Origin of the sequence: Bacillus sp. SIMBA_005, from assembly GCF_046535585.1 — a bacterium.
Taxonomy (GTDB): domain Bacteria; phylum Bacillota; class Bacilli; order Bacillales; family Bacillaceae; genus Bacillus; species Bacillus pumilus.
The window spans coordinates 300,140-318,673 of sequence record NZ_JAWRWI010000004.1; the positions used below are offsets into that span (position 1 = coordinate 300,140).

At 42.6% G+C, this 18,534-nt stretch carries 20 protein-coding genes and 1 other annotated feature; of the genes, 4 read left to right on the forward strand and 16 right to left on the reverse strand.

Features of this window, described 5'->3' with window-relative positions:
• Window positions 1–8: 8 nt before the first annotated feature.
• From SB660_RS08840 to SB660_RS08890, 11 genes are all read right to left on the reverse strand, one after another.
• Window positions 9–938: a peptidase U32 family protein gene (locus SB660_RS08840; protein ID WP_410582177.1), complete on the reverse strand. Its 930-nt coding sequence runs from the start codon at window positions 936–938 to the stop codon at window positions 9–11.
• On the reverse strand, window positions 935–1,600 hold the full coding sequence (locus SB660_RS08845; RefSeq protein ID WP_410582179.1) for an O-methyltransferase: 666 nt from the start codon (window positions 1,598–1,600) through the stop codon (window positions 935–937). Before SB660_RS08845 ends, SB660_RS08840 begins: the two co-directional genes overlap by 4 nt.
• A 210-nt stretch (window positions 1,601–1,810) precedes the next feature.
• The gene (gene mltG / locus SB660_RS08850; RefSeq protein WP_058014579.1) at window positions 1,811–2,893 is read right to left on the reverse strand and encodes an endolytic transglycosylase MltG; all 1,083 of its coding nucleotides are present in this window, start codon (window positions 2,891–2,893) and stop codon (window positions 1,811–1,813) included.
• A gap of 64 nt (window positions 2,894–2,957) precedes the next feature.
• Window positions 2,958–4,055 carry an acetyl-CoA C-acyltransferase gene (locus SB660_RS08855; RefSeq protein WP_410582181.1) on the reverse strand — a complete coding sequence of 366 codons (1,098 nt, stop codon included), beginning with the start codon at window positions 4,053–4,055 and terminating at the stop codon, window positions 2,958–2,960.
• The gene (locus tag SB660_RS08860) at window positions 4,043–5,506 is read right to left on the reverse strand and encodes an acyl-CoA synthetase (RefSeq protein WP_410582271.1); all 1,464 of its coding nucleotides are present in this window, start codon (window positions 5,504–5,506) and stop codon (window positions 4,043–4,045) included. Before SB660_RS08860 ends, SB660_RS08855 begins: the two co-directional genes overlap by 13 nt.
• A 5-nt stretch (window positions 5,507–5,511) precedes the next feature.
• On the reverse strand, window positions 5,512–6,078 hold the full coding sequence (locus SB660_RS08865) for a biotin transporter BioY (RefSeq protein ID WP_058014577.1): 567 nt from the start codon (window positions 6,076–6,078) through the stop codon (window positions 5,512–5,514).
• Between the two features lie 154 nt (window positions 6,079–6,232).
• Window positions 6,233–6,517 (reverse strand): DUF1292 domain-containing protein, encoded by a 285-nt coding sequence (locus SB660_RS08870; protein WP_003216483.1) that lies wholly within the window; start codon window positions 6,515–6,517, stop codon window positions 6,233–6,235.
• Between the two features lie 15 nt (window positions 6,518–6,532).
• Window positions 6,533–6,949, reverse strand: coding sequence for a Holliday junction resolvase RuvX (ruvX, locus tag SB660_RS08875; RefSeq protein WP_003216519.1), 417 nt, complete (start codon window positions 6,947–6,949; stop codon window positions 6,533–6,535).
• A 3-nt stretch (window positions 6,950–6,952) separates the two neighbouring features.
• Window positions 6,953–7,219: an IreB family regulatory phosphoprotein gene (locus SB660_RS08880; RefSeq protein WP_058014945.1), complete on the reverse strand. Its 267-nt coding sequence runs from the start codon at window positions 7,217–7,219 to the stop codon at window positions 6,953–6,955.
• Between the two features lie 89 nt (window positions 7,220–7,308).
• A complete protein-coding gene (alaS, locus tag SB660_RS08885) occupies window positions 7,309–9,945 on the reverse strand; it encodes an alanine--tRNA ligase (protein ID WP_410582184.1) in 2,637 nt (878 codons plus the stop codon).
• A gap of 80 nt (window positions 9,946–10,025) precedes the next feature.
• Window positions 10,026–10,234 (reverse strand) — a binding site (T-box leader).
• Window positions 10,235–10,280: 46 nt separating this feature from the next.
• Entirely contained in the window at window positions 10,281–11,345 is a 1,065-nt protein-coding gene (locus SB660_RS08890) for an AI-2E family transporter (RefSeq protein WP_058014575.1), read from the reverse strand.
• Between the two features lie 165 nt (window positions 11,346–11,510).
• On the opposite strand from SB660_RS08890, the gene SB660_RS08895 reads away from it, so the two are divergent.
• From SB660_RS08895 to SB660_RS08910, 4 genes are all read left to right on the forward strand, one after another.
• A complete protein-coding gene (locus SB660_RS08895; protein ID WP_050943677.1) occupies window positions 11,511–12,239 on the forward strand; it encodes an amino acid ABC transporter ATP-binding protein in 729 nt (242 codons plus the stop codon).
• A 14-nt stretch (window positions 12,240–12,253) separates the two neighbouring features.
• Window positions 12,254–13,063, forward strand: a complete 810-nt coding sequence (locus tag SB660_RS08900; RefSeq protein WP_180310450.1) for a transporter substrate-binding domain-containing protein — start codon at window positions 12,254–12,256, stop codon at window positions 13,061–13,063.
• A gap of 80 nt (window positions 13,064–13,143) precedes the next feature.
• Entirely contained in the window at window positions 13,144–13,797 is a 654-nt protein-coding gene (locus SB660_RS08905) for an amino acid ABC transporter permease (RefSeq protein ID WP_058014572.1), read from the forward strand.
• Between the two features lie 15 nt (window positions 13,798–13,812).
• Complete coding sequence (locus SB660_RS08910; RefSeq protein ID WP_003216394.1) at window positions 13,813–14,463, forward strand: amino acid ABC transporter permease; 651 nt, start codon at window positions 13,813–13,815, stop codon at window positions 14,461–14,463.
• Window positions 14,464–14,505: 42 nt separating this feature from the next.
• On the opposite strand, the gene SB660_RS08915 is transcribed toward SB660_RS08910, so the two are convergent.
• From SB660_RS08915 to SB660_RS08935, 5 genes are all read right to left on the reverse strand, one after another.
• Entirely contained in the window at window positions 14,506–14,637 is a 132-nt protein-coding gene (locus tag SB660_RS08915) for a YrzQ family protein (RefSeq protein ID WP_003216198.1), read from the reverse strand.
• A 20-nt stretch (window positions 14,638–14,657) separates the two neighbouring features.
• Window positions 14,658–14,849 (reverse strand): hypothetical protein, encoded by a 192-nt coding sequence (locus SB660_RS08920; RefSeq protein WP_003216308.1) that lies wholly within the window; start codon window positions 14,847–14,849, stop codon window positions 14,658–14,660.
• 13 nt (window positions 14,850–14,862) lie between these two features.
• Window positions 14,863–15,321: a PRC-barrel domain-containing protein gene (locus SB660_RS08925; protein ID WP_224925462.1), complete on the reverse strand. Its 459-nt coding sequence runs from the start codon at window positions 15,319–15,321 to the stop codon at window positions 14,863–14,865.
• A gap of 137 nt (window positions 15,322–15,458) precedes the next feature.
• The gene (gene recD2, locus SB660_RS08930; RefSeq protein ID WP_410582189.1) at window positions 15,459–17,843 is read right to left on the reverse strand and encodes an SF1B family DNA helicase RecD2; all 2,385 of its coding nucleotides are present in this window, start codon (window positions 17,841–17,843) and stop codon (window positions 15,459–15,461) included.
• Window positions 17,844–17,864: 21 nt separating this feature from the next.
• Window positions 17,865–18,518 (reverse strand): tetratricopeptide repeat protein, encoded by a 654-nt coding sequence (locus SB660_RS08935; RefSeq protein WP_180310447.1) that lies wholly within the window; start codon window positions 18,516–18,518, stop codon window positions 17,865–17,867.
• Window positions 18,519–18,534: the final 16 nt, after the last annotated feature.

Consider the following 18,534-nt stretch of genomic DNA (forward strand, 5'->3'; position numbering starts at 1 on the left):
CTCTTATATTAATAAACCGTTTCTTTAAAGAAGAACCCTGTATCAATTGAACGATTCACTGGCTGAATCTCTTCAATCCGCTTCACCCAGTCCTCTTTCTGATCTTCATACGCGTCTTTGTCAGTCGCTAATAAATCAATTGCTTTTCTATATAAAGACGTCACCTCTGTCATATAAGAAAGTGACTTTAAAATTCCATCAATTTTAAATGAGTCGATGCCTGCATCAACAAATTCCTCTAATTCGTCAATCATACACACATCATTTGGACTCATAATATGAGTGCCGTTTGCATCCTCGAAAATAGGGTATTTGTTTTGACGCTCTTGGTCATGAAGGAATAATCCTTCCTCCATATTTCTGCCTTCGACGTCCATTTGTTTGCCCTGGTATTCAAAGTAGTTGCCAACGAGCGTACGTTTTGATTGGAACATACATGTCATGCCATGGACTTGAATTTCGATTTCCACCTCGGCATTTTCTTTGATGTCGATGACACTGTCCATGTTCAGTTCTTTGGCAAGAACAGCACGCGTTGCACCTTTTCTGCCCCAGTAGTTACAAGTGTAATAGTTTGTCCCAGTCGTTTCTGTACTCCAGTGGAGATTCAGGCTTACCCCTGTTTCTTTAGCGGCCATGATCACAGCTGGGTCTCCAAAGACGACGCCATCTACGTTTAATGCATCGAGAAAGGTTAAGTAATCTCCAAGCAGCTGCACACGATCATTATGAAAAATCGCATTCATCGCCACATACACTTTTTTGTGATGCTTATGTGCAAGCTCAACCGTCTGTTTCACATCTTCTCTTGAAAACTCGCCTGCAAGACGAATACCGTATGTTTGTTCGCCTATTAAGAATGCATCAGCTCCCGCCTCAATTAATGGCAGTACATCTGACACCTTGCTTGGCGTCACAAGCAATTCTGGTTTTTTCATGATTGGTCACCTCTTTTAGTACTAATGGCGATCCCGTCTCCAACTGGAATAATACACGTTTGGAAATCGGGGTTTGACATAAGCCATTGATTGTATCGATCAATTTTTCCAATTAATTGTTTTTTTCTTTTATCTTCTATTTCTTCTTCATAGTTCGTTGCCACTAAACCTTTAAATAATACGTTGTCTGTAATAATCATTCCGTCATGAGCAAGCATCGGTTCAAACAGCTCAAAAAAACGTTTGTACTGACCTTTTGCGGCATCAATAAAGATCACATCATAGGGCGCCATCGTTTGGACTGTTTTAGCCGATTCTATGGCATCACCAAAGAACACGTGTATTCTTTCTTTTAACTTTAATTCCTCAATGTTCCCTGTCGCTTCTTCATAGCGTTTTGCATTTCGCTCAATCGTAAAAATTTCAGCATCTGGTAGAGCTGTCGCCATTCGAATGGCGGAGTAGCCTATTGCTGTTCCAACCTCAAGAATTTTCTTCGGCTTTTTCATCGACAGCAGCTGCAGTAAAAGTTCAATGCTCACCTTTTCCATAATTGGCACATGATGCTCTTTTGCATATGCCTCTAATTGAGCGATTGCATCAGGACTTGGGTGAATTAAATGTTCAATATAATCATTCATTTGATCATCTTCGATAGTCATTATTTGTCTAGCTCCTTCATGACCTGAAAAAGAAGAGTCCTGCCTGTTGCAGCTCTCTTTCTCGTCAATCTTTCGTTCATCTAAGTAAAACAACCCGATATATTTTACCACAAAGAAGTGGACATTGCGAACCTATAAAATGGATATTCCAACGAAAAAAACTGCAGGCAATCTTGAATTGTCTACAGTCTTTTTCGATTCACATGTACATTAATTGCTGCCTGTGATGTATTTGGCTTTCGCTTTGTTGTGCTCATTTAACGTTTTTGTAAAGACGACTTCTCCATTTTTCTTCGCAAGGAAGTACACATAATCCGTTTTATCTGGATGCAGTGCGGCTTTCCATGAAGATTCGCCAGCATTTGCAATAGGTCCAGGCGGCAGGCCCTTGTTGTTATACGTATTATAAGGAGATTTCACCTTGAGATCTTTGTAATAAACACGGGATTTATGTTCACCCAGTGCATAAAGAACAGTTGGATCGGTTTGAAGCGGCATGTCCTTTTTCAACCGGTTATAAAAAACACTGGAGATTTTTGCGCGATCCGTCTTTTCCGTTGCTTCCATTTCAATCAGTGATGCCATCGTTAACACATCATGTATGGACATGTTTCTCTTTTTCATGTCTTTTTCATACGTTCTCACGTATTGATCTGTTTGTTTAATCATCGTTTCAATGATCGTTTCGAGTGATTCATCCTCACGATAAAATGGATACGTCGCAGGGAATAAATAACCTTCTAACGGATGTTTCACCTGTTTGCCATTTACCTGTGATGTCACCGTTTTCGGATATTTTTTCATTAGCGTTTGAATAAACGCAGGATCATCCAGCTTCGCTTGCACTTCTTTCGCTGAAAAATTCGTCTGGTTTGCAATCACTGCCGCAATATCAGACAGCTGTTTTCCTTCTGGAATCACAAGCTGAAAGGCATAGTCTGTCCCTCCAGATGTCAGCTTTTGAATCAGCGTGTCTGCGTCCATCGTTTGTTTCAAATGAAAGTATCCCGCTTTAAAGCCGGACGCATTTTTGTATTTTGCATAATAAGTGAAAATCGTGTCATTCGAAATGAGCCCATTTTCTTTTAAAATGCCCGCAATCTCACGGACAGATGTCCCATTAGGAATATGAATATTAATCGTTTGTTTGCTTTTTTGATCGACCGGTCCAAGTGCTGATTTAACATATAAAAAGCCTGATAATGCTGCAATGATGATGACAGCAAGGACAGATAACAGGACGATCCCCATTTTTCTTTTGAAAAATGGTCGTTTCTTTTGTTCTGAAAACATGCATGGCCCTCCTCACATCTAGCTTTTATAGTACATGATTCGACGGAGTTCGGCAATTACTTGCTCATGCATGTCTTGACAGAACTTGACATAATACGGCTAAACCAACGCCGCCGCCACTCCCAATAGCAGCCATGACATAGCTTCCATTCGGTAAGGCGCGCGCTTCGTAAAACAGTCTCACCATCATCGCAGCCCCTGATGCGCTATATGGATGACCAAGACAGAGTGCACCGCCTCTTTTATTGATTCGGTCATAAGGAATATCCAGCGTACGAGCAATCATCGCTATTTTCAGAGCAAAAGCTTCATTGATTTCAAACAGTGCAACATCCTCTGCCTTGATTTTCTCTTGATGTAGAAGTTTCTTCATCGCATCAATCGGTGCAGCAGCTGGAAAATTGGGATGCATCGCCGTCACAGCACTTCCGGCATATCGCAGCATTGGCTGAAAACCATTTGCCTCCGCTAGCGCTTTTTCCATCACAACGACCGCTGCTGCACCATCTGCTTCTTTGCAGCTATTGGCGGCAGTTACAGATCCTTTCCCCGGTGAAAATACAGGCTTTGCCCGCTGGATCAGTTTTGCCATCGGTCTTATTTTAGCGGCCGCTTCATCTATACTCAGTCCGTCAATTGAAACGATCTCTTCTAAATATGTACCACGTTTGATTGCATCTATACTTCTTTCCCAGCTTAATTGCGCATAGTCATCTTGTTCTTTTCTTGTCACAGAGAATCTCGTAGCGGTCAGCTCTGCTGCTTCTCCCATAGCCGGATCTCCTATCCATTCCGGTGAAAAGCGGGCTCTTTCTTTCATTGGTGATCTCGAAATGCTCTCAGTCCCGCCAGCGATATACATTGAGCCTTCTCCTGATTGAACCATGGCGCAAGCTGTTCGGATTGCTTCTAGACCTGAGGCACACTGCCTATCAACCGTCATCCCGGGTACCAAGAAAGAAAGCCCTGCTTCTAATGAGGACAGACGGGCCATATTCCCGCCGCCTCCTACAACATTTCCTAATATGATGTCGTCCGGCGTCATCCCTTTAGACAAATACTGAATAAGAGGCGCGGCTAATTGCTCTGGACGATAATCCTTCAGCATCCCATTTTTATCACCGAAGGGTGTCCGTTTTGCTTGTACAATTACTGCTTGCATGACAATTGTCCCTCCGCCCACTTTTTCATACTGGCACGTGCTATTTTTCCTCCGGATGTTTCAATTATTTGATCCATGACAAGCCATTTTTTAGGCACCTTGTAGGCCGCCAGTTTTTCTTTGACAACTTGCCGAATCCTCTTTGTGTGCTGTCCTTGTTCAATAATAGCAACAGGGATTTCACCCCAATATGGGTCAGGAACGCCAACTACAACCGATCGCTTCACTTCTGGCAGTTCATTTAGCACACGCTCAATTTCCTCTGGGAAAATATTCAGCCCTCCATAGACGATCATGCCATTTTCACGGCCGCTCATATGCAAATAGCCATCTTCATCCAGCCAGCCCATATCATAAACTGTCAGCCACTCCTTCGGCTGTTTCTCCTCATGTAAGTAGCCTGCAAAAGACATCGGGCTCTTCACATAAATTCTTCCTGTCTCATTTGGCTGGCAGACTGTTTGATCAGCTCGCCTCACTTCAATTTGAATGGGAGAAAAAGGCCGTCCGACAGATGAAGGCTTTTGCAAAAAGTCATTTGAAGATAAGTAGGAAACAAAGCTTAACTCTGATGTGCCGTAAAAATCAAAAAATGTCACATGCGGATAGTTGGTCACGAGTTGTTTCTTTGAAGGAGTGCCCCAATCTGCTCCAGATGATATGACAAGAAGCGGATTGTCTCTCTCAAAAGCGTCTATTTCCAGCAACGATTCTGTTATCGTAGGGACAGTATACATCACAGTAATGTCTCCTGCCTGTAAGGATTTTTTCGCTTTCACTGGCGTAAATTTTTCTAAAATCGTCACTGTGCCGCCAAAGTATAATGTACTGATGGCACCATATAAAAAGTGAGAGGATAAGAGTGTACCAGCTATAAGAACATGATCTTGATGAGTAATTCCAAATGTATCGGCTGTTGTTTGAAAGCTTTTGATCCATGACTGCTGGCGCCTGATAAATGCTTTAGGTGAACCAGTTGATCCTGACGTAAATCCCATATAAAAGATAGGGTCGATCTCGCTGTCGCATTTGTTAGATGGACCTTGTGTGATGAGGCTCATTTTTTCCTTGCATTCAGATAAAGAAAGAACCTGCAAATCTTCGCTGTACTTTTCAAATCTATTTAAATATCGATCCTCGATAATGAGGAGAGCTGCCTCACTTAACAAAAGCTTTTTAGCACATTCCTCACGGCTCCATCTCGGGTCAAGCGGGATAGCTGTCCACCCTGCACAAGCAGCGCCAGCAAATATTTGGAGAAAAGAAGCACCATTTGATAATAAAAAGGCAACTCTTTTTTGCTCATGAGCCGTTTGTTGTAACCATTGCGCTGATAGCCGGACACGCTCATACCAATCTTGATAAGTGATCCTTTCTTGTCCATCAATGATGGCGATATGATCTGGGTTCATTTCTGCATGTGATGCATAGCTTTCCGTTATTCTGTTCAAACTGTTCAAACTGCACGCCTCCCTTTATGCACATCCCTTTTTCGATATGACATAGCCGCAATGATTTTCACCGTGAGAACAGCACATATGCCCGCTTTGATGAGATCACCTGGAATATAAATCAGACTAAGGAGAGCAGCCTGAGTGACCTTGATATCCATCATCATCGCTTGAAAAGGAATGCCGCATAGATACAAAATTCCGATACTGCATACCGTAAAGATCATAAAAAGGTGCAAAGTGGTCACTTTTTTCAGACGGTTGATCCACAAACTAATCATGAGGGCAGCCACTGGATAAGCAAGTAAAAATCCACCGCTTGGTCCAAAAAAGACCCCTATTCCGCCTCTGCCACCTGACAAAAGAGGTGCGCCTGATGCCACAACCAAGAGAAACAGAAGTAAACTGATCAGTGCCTGTTTTGGCTTTAACAGCCCACCAGCAAGCAAAAGACCTGCCGTTTGCATTGTGATGGGTACAGGTGTAAATGTAAGTAAAATCGGCGGGATCAATCCTAACATCCCGATCACCGCAGTCATTAGCGCCATTTGCATCATATCTTGAATTTTCAATTTCCATACCCCTCACTCAATTCATTGTTAAAAATAGAGTAAAAGGTACAGTCTATTATGTCAACATGAAATAAAATAAAGTTAACATATAAACCATAAAAAAAGACCTGTGAAGAAAGATCACGAAGATCCGTTCACAGGCCTTTTATTCGTTCTATTCTTCGTCTTCTTCTTGATCTAAGAACGTATTTAACGTTTCTTCAATCATGTCCCACTCTTCATCCGTTTCAATAGGCTCTAGCTCGCCATCTTCACCGTTTTCATTCGGTGTGAAGCTTGATGCATGAATTTCAATTTCTTCATTGTCTTGCTCAGAAATTGGGTAGTAAAGAACATATGATTTGTTAAAATGGTCGCTTTCAAAAGTAAATAGTACTTCGCAAAGCTGTTCATTTCCATTATCATCAACGATTGTAATTTGCTTTTCTCCGTGTTCCATTTGATTCACCTCATTTTAATTTAAGCTGTCTAAGTACCCTTGCAGGATCATAACAGCCGCCATTTTATCAATGACTTTTTTACGCTTTTGTCTGCTCACATCTGCAGAGATGAGCATTTTTTCCGCTGCCATTGTCGACAGGCGCTCGTCCCAAAGCACAACAGGAACATTGTACGTGTTTTCTAACACTTTCGCAAATGATTGGCTGGCTTCACCTCTAGGACCGACCGTACCATTCATATTTTTTGGAAAACCAAGTACAATTTTATCCGTTCCATATTGCGAGACGATTTCAGACAGGCGGCTGAGACCGAAGTCTCCGCCTGCTTCATCAATTTTAATTGTTTCAATCCCCTGCGCTGTCCAGCCCATTTCATCACTGATCGCAACACCAAGGGTTTTCGTGCCTAAATCTAAGCCTAAAATTCTCATGTTTTACGCCTCTTTATGTGTCTCTAAGTACGATTTAACCAATTCCTCAATTAATTCGTCTCGTTCTATTTTACGAATTAGGTTGCGAGCATCCTGATGTCTTGGAATATAAGCAGGGTCGCCTGACAGCAAGTATCCGACAATTTGATTGATCGGGTTGTATCCTTTTTCTTGGAGTGCGTCATGTACTGTAATGAGCACTTCATTCACATTGGTTTCAGCTGAATCATCAGAGAAGTTAAACTTCATTGTCTTATCAAATGAACTCACTGCTTCTTGCACCTCTCTTCCAACATTCTACTAGCAAGCTTTTTTCTAAACGCTCATCTAATACCATTATTCTACACTACATCGCCTGATTATAAAACGGATTTAACAGATTCTTCGACAGTTGCCAGTGCTTCTTCTAGCTTTTCTGGTTGTTTTCCGCCTGCTTGTGCCATGTCTGGACGTCCGCCTCCGCCTCCGCCACAGATTTCAGCTGCCTGTTTCACAAGTTTCCCTGCATGCAGACCTTTTTCGATGACGTCTTTTGTCACTCCTGCTGAAATGTTTACTTTTCCGTTTTGAACGGCTCCGAGCACAATGACAGCTGAGCCTAATTTGGCTTTTAAGTCATCAACCATTGTTCTTAAATGGTTCATGTCTTTCGCGTTTACTTTTTCAGTTAACACTTTCACTCCGCCGATTTCTGTCACTTTCTCTAAAATAGAGCCTGCTTCAGCCTGGCTTAATTTTGCAAGAAGAGATTCGTTTTCTCTTTGAACCTCTTTTAAATCTGCCTGCAATGAAGCGATACGTTTTGGTACATCCTTCGTATTTGACTTCAGCTCACTCGCTGCCTTCTCTAAAATCGCCAGCTGGTCATTTAATTCTTCGTATGCCCCTTTACCAGTCACCGCCTCAATCCGGCGTGTTCCAGCACCAATACCCGATTCAGAGGCAATTTTAAACAACCCGATTTCCGCAGTATTTTGAACGTGACAGCCGCCGCATAGCTCGATGCTGTAATCGCCTACTTGGACAACTCGGACAATATCGCCATACTTCTCGCCGAAGAGCGCCATTGCACCCATTTCTTTTGCTTCCGCAATCGGCTTCAGGTCAATAGCAACAGAGATGCCTTCCCAGATCTTTTCGTTCACAATTTTTTCTATCTGAGACAATTCCTCTTTTGTGACTTGTCCAAAGTGAGAGAAGTCAAAGCGAAGTCTATTTTCATTCACCAATGATCCTGCTTGGTTCACATGGCTGCCCAAAACGTCTTTTAGCGCCTGGTGCAAAAGATGTGTCGCTGTGTGGTTTTTCACAATGCCTTTTCGAAGAGCTGATTCCACTTCCGCAGTGACTTCAAGTCCTTTTTTGGCTGTACCGCTAACGACGATACCCTCATGAACATGCTGACCATTTGGCGCCTTTTTCACGTCTTTGATGTCGATAATCACTTCAGCGCTTTTCAATGTCCCTTTATCAGCCACTTGTCCGCCGCTTTCCGCATAGAAAGGTGTTTCATCTAACAAAATTTGTACTGTATCGCCTTCATGTGCTTCTGTGATAATTTCACCATTTTGAAGCAATTCGACAATATGGGCATCTGCCGTTAGATTTTCGTAGCCAACAAATGTGCTTTCTACTTTAATATCTCCTAGAGCACCGCCTTGAACCTGCATACTGCCGACATCTTGTCTCGCATTTCTTGCACGTTCACGTTGCTTTTCCATCTCAGCCTGGAAGCCTTCTCGATCCACTGTCATGTTTTCATCTTCTGCGTATTCTTCTGTGAGCTCGACAGGGAATCCATACGTGTCATACAGCTTAAATACATCTTCACCTGAAATCTGTGTGCTGCCTTTGTCTCTTTCTTTTTTGATGACTTCTGACAAAATAGCTAAGCCTTCGTTCAGTGTTTCATGGAAGCGTTCTTCTTCATTCTTGATGACTTTTGCAATAAATTCTTCTTTCGCTTGTACATCTGGGTAGAAATCCTTCATGATTTCCGCCACTACTGGAACTAGGTCAAACATAAACGGGCGATGGATGTGAATGGTTTTTGCATAACGCACGGCACGGCGAAGCAAACGTCTTAGCACATACCCGCGCCCTTCATTGGAAGGAAGCGCTCCATCACTTACAGCAAAGGCAACCGTTCTAATGTGGTCAGCAATAACTTTGAATGCTGTATCTTTTTCCTTTGTCTCGCCATAGCTTTCTCCAGAAATGGTTTCAACTGCACGAATAATTGGCATGAATAGATCAGTATCAAAGTTCGTAGGCACGTTTTGAATGACAGATACCATTCGTTCAAGACCCATCCCTGTATCTATGTTTTTCTTCGGAAGCGGCGTATATGACCCATCTGGATTATGGTTAAATTCAGAGAACACTAGGTTCCACACTTCTAGATATCGCTCATTTTCTCCGCCAGGATATAATTCTGGATCGTTCATATCGTTACCGTATGATTCACCGCGGTCATAGAAAATTTCTGTATTCGGTCCACTTGGGCCCTCTCCAATATCCCAGAAGTTCCCTTCAAGGCGAATAATACGTTCTTCAGGTACACCGATTTTATCTCTCCATAGAACATACGCTTCTTCATCCTCTGGATGGACAGTGACAGATAACAAATTCGGGTCAAAGCCAATCCACTCGTCACTTGTGAGGAATTCCCACGCCCATTCGATCGCTTCTTCTTTAAAATAATCTCCAATCGAGAAGTTGCCGAGCATTTCAAAGAACGTATGATGACGTGCTGTTTTCCCTACGTTTTCAATATCATTTGTACGAATCGATTTTTGCGCGTTGCAAATACGCGGATTGTCAGGTACGACGCGGCCATCAAAGTATTTCTTTAATGTTGCCACGCCGCTGTTGATCCACAAAAGTGTCGGATCATCATGCGGTACGAGTGATGCACTCGGTTCTACAGCATGTCCTTTTTCTTTAAAAAAGTCTAAAAACATTTGGCGTACTTGAGCTGAAGTTAAAGTTTTCATTCAAAAATCCTCCCTTTTCATTCATCAATCTCCACACAAACGAAAAAACATCCCGCCCTATGCAAGCACAAAACGACTTACACAGGGACGAGATGTTCTCGCGGTACCACCCTGATTATAGACAAATTCGTCTATCACCTTCACATCCGATAACGCCGGAAGAGAGCGGCAGTGTTTATCTGCACTCGGGACTAGCTTCCGTTAAAGGTCTGATAAGGCTTTTCTCAGCAAAATAAAGCCTCTCTCTGAAACAGCTTTTTAACGTACTCGGGTCCGTCATTGAATTCAGTATGTAGTATGAATCGAAATTATTATAGACAACTCGGCTCCTCTTGTCAATGAACGCTTCGCCTCATAAGGATATATTGCACAATGATCACCCTGATTATAGCGGCAGTTGGTACGGCTAAAATCATGCCTATTAAACCAAATAACTCTCCACCAGCAAGCAAGACTAGCATAATGACGACAGGATGCATATGAAGACTTCTCCCTACGATAATCGGGCTGAGGACGTTACTTTCTAAAAATTGCAGCACGGCAACTGTAATCAGCACAATAATAACCGATTTCACTGAGATGGTAAACGCAATAAAAACAGCGGGAATCGCGCCAATAATCGGTCCAAAATACGGAATAACATTCGTTGCGCCAATCAGCATACCAAGGACAAGCGGGTACGGGATATGAAACAGCCAGAGCACAATGGCTGCTGCACCCCCAATGAATGAACAGACAAGCAGCTGTCCTCTAATATAATTACCAAGTGATTCATCAACTGCCTTTACAAACGCATGTCCCCTCTTCCGAAATGAGGGCGGCGTCAAATACCATGCAGCCCGCTTCATCGTATTCATATCCTTCACCATATAAAAAACAAGAAAAGGGATGAGCGCTGCAACTAATGCGTAATCAAGTATTACTTTACAGCTAAGAATCATCCGCTCTGCGCCGTTCGCTGCATATGTCTCCGATTGAACAATTAAGCGGTCCAAGCGGTCGTGAAGTCCGTCTGGCCAATGGCTTGTATGATGATGAATATGTGATAAAGCGCCATTATACGTTTCCGCAAGCACAGGAATTTGTTCTGACAGCTCATTTAACTGCTTGATCATGACAGGCGCCCCTTTATAAACCGCAAGCCCAATCCCGCCAAAAAACAGGACATAAATCAATAAGAGACTTAGAGTCCTTGGTAAGCCCCTCGAGTGCAGTTTTTCCACTATCGGATAAAGCAGATAAGAAATAAAAATAGCAATGAGCAGTGGAATCAGAACTGCCTTTAACAACAAAAAAATAGGCATCCATAACTCGTCGAGCTGCAATAAAATGAGCAAGGATGCAAGGACAAGCAGAACCCCTGCAGCATATATCAGAAATTGGATCGGACGTTTCTTCACCTTTTTCACCTCTTTTCTTATTGTTTAACCATCTTCTGCAATTATCCATGTAAATAAAATTTGTCCTAACTTTGTTAAAAATGAATACACATGAAACATACAGCACCATCCAAAGTTACTAAAATGTCTCCACTGAATTCCACCATGTACAAGAGGAGGTTCTTCATGATCACATTCGAAGAAGTCAATAAGCATTATGGCCAGTTCCATGTACTGAAAGACATTAACCTACATATTCAAAAAGGTGAGGTCGTCGTGATCATCGGTCCTTCAGGATCAGGTAAAAGCACGATGCTCAGATGCATCAATCGTCTTGAAAGCATTGATGAGGGAAAGGTGCTTGTCAACGAAGTGCCTGTTCAGCATCCGAAAACCAATATCAATCTTGTCAGGCAAAATATCGGGATGGTATTTCAGCATTTTCATCTCTATCCGCATAAAACGGTGCTTGAAAACATTATGCTTGCGCCAATGAAGGTGAAAAAGGTGAGCAAGGAAGAAGCGAGGGAAACAGCCGAATTTTATTTACATAAAGTCGGTATTCCTGATAAAGCTGACGCCTACCCTTCAAGACTCTCAGGCGGACAGCAGCAGCGTGTTGCCATTGCAAGAGGGCTTGCGATGAAACCGGAGGTCATGCTGTTCGACGAACCGACATCAGCTCTTGACCCAGAGATGATCGGAGAGGTACTAGATGTGATGAAGCAGCTCGCACGAGAAGGAATGACCATGGTTGTCGTCACACATGAGATGGGATTTGCAAGAGAAGTGGCTGACCGTATTGTCTTTATTGATGAAGGCAGAGTTCTTGAAGAATCAACACCGGCTGCATTTTATGAGAAACCGCGTGAGAAACGCGCTCAGCTCTTTCTAAGCCGTATTTTAAATCACTAGGGGGAATGATTTTAATGAAAAAAATGAAACGCTTTGGCCTACTACTCTTTATGACTTGCTGTATTGCCGCATTAGCAGCTTGCGGATCTGCTGAAAAAGGCTCGACTGATGCAAAAAAAGGAAGCTCTTTAGAAACCATTCAGAAAGACAAAAAAATCATATTCGGGGTCAAGAATGATACACGTCTCTTCGGTCTAAAAAATCCTAGCAGCGGAGATATTGAGGGGTTTGATATCGATATTGCAAAAGCCATCGCAAAGGAAATGCTCGGTGATGAAGGAAAAGCAGAATTCAAAGAAGTGACATCAAAAACGAGAATTCCTCTATTGCAAAAAGGAGATATTCATGCAATCGTCGCAACCATGACGATTACCGAAGAGCGTAAAAAAGAAGTCAATTTCTCAGATGTATATTTTGAAGCAGGACAATCACTGCTTGTGAAAAAAGGAAGCGACATTCAATCGATTGATGATTTGAAGAAAGGGACGAAAGTGCTTGCAGTGAAAGGGTCTACTTCTTCTCAAAATATCCGCGAAAAAGCACCTGAAGCGTCTGTATTAGAATTTGAGAACTATCAGGAAGCTTTTACAGCTTTAAAATCAAACCAAGGGCAAGTGCTGACAACTGATAATGCGATCTTATTTGGTATGGCAGATGAGGACTCAAATTACGAAGTCGTCGGCGGCACCTTTACAGATGAGCCTTATGGCATTGCTGTCAAGAAAGGGGATAAGGAATTAACAACGGCCATTAATAAAGCCCTAAAGACATTAAAAGACAATGGGGAGTATGACAAGATTCATCAAAAATGGATCAAAGAATAATGGGTTGACTTGTTAAGAATGATTTTCTCAGGGTGAGCCGCTCATTGGCTCCCCTGTTGATCAGGAAGGAAGTGAACTGATTGCTGCGGTTTTCCATTCTCACTGAAAACTTCAATCTTTATGTAGAAGGCTTTAAATATACCATTGGTGCAAGTGTCATTGCTTTGATTGGAAGCTTTTTGATCGGTACACTCATTGCCATTATGAGGATTGCGCCACTCAGGCCGCTCAACTGGTTAGGAACGGCTTACGTGGAATTTATTCGGAATATTCCGTTATTATTGATTACATTTGTCTTCTTCTTTGGGTTACCCGTGCTGGGTATTGTAGCAGATGGCTTCACCGCTGGCACAATTGCTCTTGCCATTTATACTTCTGCCTTTATTGCTGAAGCCATTCGCGCAGGGATACAAGCTGTACCGCTTGGTCAAATGGAAGCAGCCCGTGCTTCAGGTCTATCCTATAGCGGGACAATGCGGTATATCATTCTGCCGCAAGCGATTAAAATTGTCATTCCCCCTCTTGGGAATCAATTTATTAACCTTGTCAAAAACTCCTCTATTTTAGGAGTCATTGCAGGGTTTGACCTCATGTATCAAGGAGACCTCATCGCTTCTAGAACATTTGTGACATTTGATGTCTACATCTTTGTTGCCATGTTCTATCTGCTATTAACGATTCCGCTCAGTTTAGGCGTTGGTTATTTGGAAAAAAGATTAGCAAGAAGCCACTAGAAAGGAGGACACATTATGGATTTTCTAGGTGCCTACCAGCCTGATCATCTCGCCTTTTTACTTGAAGGATTTGCTGTCACCTTAAAAGTGGCTTTTATCTCCATCATTTTGAGCTTTCTCATTGGATTAGTCATTGGCACATTGCGGTTCGCTCAAATTCCGGTTTTATCAAAGATACTTGCAGTCGTCGTCGAAACCATTCGAAACTTGCCGCTCTTATTGATCATCTTTTTCACCTATTTTGCACTGCCCGAAATTGGCATTAAGCTGAGCATTACAGCCTCGGCTATCGCAGCTTTAACCGTATTTGAATCAGCAATGCTGTCAGAAATTATTCGAAGCGGTTTAAAATCAATTGATAAGGGGCAGATTGAAGCAGCCAGATCTTCTGGTTTAACTTATATCCAAACGTTAAAAATGATTATTATGCCGCAGGCTTTACGCCGAATGGTGCCGCCAATTGTCAGTCAATTCATCTCTCTTTTAAAAGATACGTCACTAGCTGTTGTCATTGCTCTTCCAGAACTACTGCATCACGCTCAAATATTAAACGGTCAGAGCCAATCTTACTTACTGCCCATTTTCCTATTAGCGGCAATGATGTATTTTGTCGTCAATTTCAGCCTATCATTACTGGCGCGCCGATTAGAATATAGGCAGGCATAAAAAAGGACATCCGCTTTTAGCACTTAGCGGATGTCTTTTTGTTTACATCATTCTCATAACGCGTTTTCTTAGCTTTTTCATATCCCGCTTTGATGGCATATCATATCGGCTTGCAAAGTGATATGCGAGTGCGCCTGCACCAAGCGTTAATAGTGAAGAAGTCATTTTGCCCATTCGAAATTCCCCCTTAACACTTATAGTTGAATTGAACGTTCATCATCACTAAACAGATCATCTAAGCTGCTTAGTGTTCCGTCTTCTTCCACTTGGTGTGTAGATATTTTGCCTTTTGACAGCGTCAATTCAATAAAACAGCCCCAGCAATAATATTGATTGACCCCAATTTTTCCGATGTCTTTACATTTGCAATTTGGGCAAATGAGCATAATCAGCACCTCTTTACGTTCGGTTTAGAACAAGTGCTTCCTTTTGAACGTTGATCAAGGTTCCGGCAGCCTGAAGCTGTTTTCGAATCCCTGATAGCTCTGTAAAGAAGCCGTCCGAGAGTTCATATGCTACGATTGTGCCCGAATTTGTGCAAAAGTATACATCTTCCAAAATGCCTAAATTTTCACCGTCAGGCGACTGCATCATTTTCTTTTTTAATTTAGAAAATAAGAGGGATGGGGCGGAGGAATCCATGCCTACTCCCTCCTGGCAGCTCACATATAAGCCTTTGTCTGTCAGCTGATCCCCAGCCGAGAATGGAACGAGTGCACAGTCTTTCTTTTTCCCATCTAACACATATCCTCCGCAGCTGCCTCCGGCTAATAAGCAAATATCTTTTATGGAACCAAGTGAATGAGACGTTTCACCAGTATAGATTGACATTCCTTCAAGCTCTCGACATGTTCTCAAAATGTGCTCAACCACCTTTTGCGGAACAGTCTTATCGTGTGCGTTTGCTTCAAGACTCATACGAAGAAATGGCTTCCATGAACGAAATATGCGAATTTCTTTTCATGCTAATAAAGGCTTCCACATCTGGAAGCCTTTTATTCATGCATAAAATCAAATGGAGTGATTCCCTCCATACCAATATTTGCATCATGCACGCTAAACGGCAGTTCTTTTTGAAGTGCTGCAAGCTCCGCATCCATGACCTCTCCTGTTTGCACGAGCCGCATCGTTAAGGACGTTTGTCTGAGCGAATCCTCATTGTTTTTCACGCCCCACTCCAGTGCTGATTCCTCGCCGCACAGGATTAAAAACTTTTTACTTCGTGTAATGGCTGTGTACAGCAGATTTCGCCGAAGCATTCTGTAGTAGCTTCTCAAGACTGGCAGTACAACAATGGGAAATTCACTACCTTGTGATTTATGGATGGAGCAGCAATAGGCATGTGTAAATTGATGAAAATCCTTTTTAGTAAAAGTGATTTCATTCCCATCAAAGGAGATCACAGCCATATCTTCTTTTTCCGTGTTTTCTTTCGCATAAAAAATCGAGACAATTTCTCCAATATCACCGTTAAAAATATTGTTCTCCGGCTGATTCACAAGCTGAAGCACTTTATCACCGGTCCGGTACACCACATCACCAAACGGGATTTCTCTGCCCTTTGGTTTTTTAGGATTCAAAATGTGCTGCAGCATTTTATTGAGCTCATTAATGCCTGCTTTTCCTTTATACATGGGCGCAAGCACCTGAATGTCTTTAGCTGAATAGCCTTTTTGAGCAGCATTGCTGACCACTTTCTCAATGACTTCTTTCATTTGATCAGCTGAGCATTTTATGAAGGAACGGTCTTTTGAACGTGCGGTAATATCCTTTGGCAGGACACCATTTTTCATATCATGTGCAAGTTCAACAATGCTGGAGCCGTCTGCCTGCCGGTAAATATCTGTGAGGGTAACAGCTGGTACGGCTTGTGATGCAATCAAGTCTCTTAACACTTGGCCTGGTCCGACAGACGGAAGCTGATGTTCATCTCCCACCATGATCACTTGGATATGGTCAGGAATGGCTTTAAACAAGTGATTCGCAAGCCAAATATCTAGCATACTTGATTCATCAATGATGACAAGCTTTCCTTCAATCGGCTGTTCTTCATCATGCGAGAAGCCCTCTGATCCGTTCCAACCAAGCAGCCGGTGAATCGTCACAGCTGGAAGCCCTGTTGATTCTGTCATTCGTTTAGCTGCTCGTCCAGTTGGCGCCGCAAGCACAAATGGAAAGGATTCATCTTTTTTGTAATCACTCGGATTAAGAGATACACCGTGAAGGTCGCTGTAAAGCTCAACAATCCCTTTAATGACAGTTGTTTTCCCAGTCCCAGGTCCGCCTGTTAAAAGCAGCATTGGGGACATGAGTGCCTTTTGAATCGCTTCCTTTTGTGTCGGCGCATACTGGACGCCCAGCCGTTCCTCGAGCTCACCAAGGGCTAGAAGGAATTCTGATTCAGGAAATTGATCTGCATATTCCGTTTGGGAGACGATTTTTTGTATACGTTTGGCGACACTTTGCTCGGCATAAAATAAGGACGGATGATAGCAGCGCTCATCTTCAATGATCATCTCTTTCCCTTCGCCAAGTGCAATGATCTGATTGGCGACGTCCATTTCCGTCACTTTGTACTCATTGCCTGTCTGATTGAGTAGCTTGCGGGTTTCGACGATCAAATCCTTTGTTTGTATGTACGTGTGACCGTCCTGAAGACTGGCTGTCTCCACTGTATAAAGCAAGGCTGCACGGATCCGCTCTGGGTCACTTCCTGAGATGCCGGTTCTAGCACCAAGTTCATCTGCCTTAATAAACCCGATCCCTTCGACATCCTTGACGAGCTGATACGGGTTTTCTTCAATCTTTTGCAACGTCTCACTCTCGTACACTTGATAAATTTTCATGCTGAGCTGCGGGCCAAAGCCGTATTGATTCAGGCTGATCATGATTTTTTCCAATCCTTGATGCTCCTGAAGCGCTGCGGCCAGCTTATCTGCCTTCTTTTTTGATAAGCGCGGAACGTCATATAAAACCGCTGGGTCACGCATAATTTTATGAAGCGTCTGACTGCCAAGCTGTCCAACAATTTCTTCCGCCGTCTTTTTGCCTATCCCCTCAAATAAATCACTTGAGAGATAATGAATAATTCCTTGCTTTGTTGTAGGTACTTCTTTTTGAAAATGAGTTGCCTGAAACTGTTCTCCAAACTTCGGGTGGCTTGTGACTTTGCCATAGAAGGTGTAAGTTTCTTCCTCATGAAGTGCTGGGAAGTAGCCTGTGACAGATACTGTTTTTTCCTCTAAGTTTTCCGATGTTTCAATGACTTTCACCTTTAACACCGAGTAAAAATTACTTTCATTATGGAAAATAACGGCTTGAACTGTCCCCTTTAAAAACGGTTCGTCCTCAAGCTTCATTTGATCTGGATGTTCCTGCACAGGTCTTCCCTCCTTCCGTCTCTATTCTGCTTCTTGAATTAACTTTTGCGCATGCAGTGCCAGCATATGGTCAGGCTGCACATCAATCGCTTTTCCTAACATCTCAAGTGCTTCGTCTTTTTTCTCTAAGTATGCATATGCAACCCCTAAATTATAAAAGGCATCTGCGTGCTCGGGATCACGCGCAATCACCTCAGTAAAGGTTGTCACCGCTTCTTCCAGCAATTGTTCATTGGCTAAGCACATGCCAAATTGGAATCTTGCTTCATTATCATCCTCATTCAGTTCGATGGCACGCTGAAGATAAGGCATCGCAAGCTTTGGCTGCTCTAATTTGATGAGCGTCTGCCCCAGCATATAAAACAAATCACTATTTTCCATGCCCGCTTTTAGTGCTTTTTCAAAATAGTCTTTTGCTTTTATAAAGTCTTCTTTTAATGTGTATACATTTCCTGCCCCGTAATAGGCTGCAGCTGCAGCGGGATCAAGTTCAATTGCTTTTTGAAAGAAATTTAACGCACGTTCAAATTCATTGATGCTTGACAGCAAGTTCGCAAAGTTAATATATGGAACTGGGTCTTTCGGGCTTTCTTCAATGGCTTTCGTAAAAGCTTCTGCTGCTTTTTCGATGTTTCCCTGATTTAAGGCTTCTATGCCGATTTCGTTATGATTCATTCGCTCTCTCATCCTT

What these genes read in the sequence shown, in the direction of transcription:
- SB660_RS08840 (WP_410582177.1), bottom strand. Translation starts at nt 938, where the DNA reads ATGAAAAAACCAGAATTGCTTGTGACGCCAAGCAAGGTGTCAGATGTA.
- SB660_RS08845 (WP_410582179.1), bottom strand. Translation starts at nt 1,600, where the DNA reads ATGACTATCGAAGATGATCAAATGAATGATTATATTGAACATTTAATT.
- mltG (WP_058014579.1), bottom strand. Translation starts at nt 2,893, where the DNA reads ATGTTTTCAGAACAAAAGAAACGACCATTTTTCAAAAGAAAAATGGGG.
- SB660_RS08855 (WP_410582181.1), bottom strand. Translation starts at nt 4,055, where the DNA reads ATGCAAGCAGTAATTGTACAAGCAAAACGGACACCCTTCGGTGATAAA.
- SB660_RS08870 (WP_003216483.1), bottom strand. Translation starts at nt 6,517, where the DNA reads ATGGAACACGGAGAAAAGCAAATTACAATCGTTGATGATAATGGAAAT.
- ruvX (WP_003216519.1), bottom strand. Translation starts at nt 6,949, where the DNA reads ATGAGAATTTTAGGCTTAGATTTAGGCACGAAAACCCTTGGTGTTGCG.
- alaS (WP_410582184.1), bottom strand. Translation starts at nt 9,945, where the DNA reads ATGAAAACTTTAACTTCAGCTCAAGTACGCCAAATGTTTTTAGACTTT.
- SB660_RS08895 (WP_050943677.1), top strand. Translation starts at nt 11,511, where the DNA reads ATGATCACATTCGAAGAAGTCAATAAGCATTATGGCCAGTTCCATGTA.
- SB660_RS08900 (WP_180310450.1), top strand. Translation starts at nt 12,254, where the DNA reads ATGAAAAAAATGAAACGCTTTGGCCTACTACTCTTTATGACTTGCTGT.
- SB660_RS08910 (WP_003216394.1), top strand. Translation starts at nt 13,813, where the DNA reads ATGGATTTTCTAGGTGCCTACCAGCCTGATCATCTCGCCTTTTTACTT.
- SB660_RS08915 (WP_003216198.1), bottom strand. Translation starts at nt 14,637, where the DNA reads ATGGGCAAAATGACTTCTTCACTATTAACGCTTGGTGCAGGCGCACTC.
- SB660_RS08920 (WP_003216308.1), bottom strand. Translation starts at nt 14,849, where the DNA reads ATGCTCATTTGCCCAAATTGCAAATGTAAAGACATCGGAAAAATTGGG.
- SB660_RS08935 (WP_180310447.1), bottom strand. Translation starts at nt 18,518, where the DNA reads ATGAATCATAACGAAATCGGCATAGAAGCCTTAAATCAGGGAAACATC.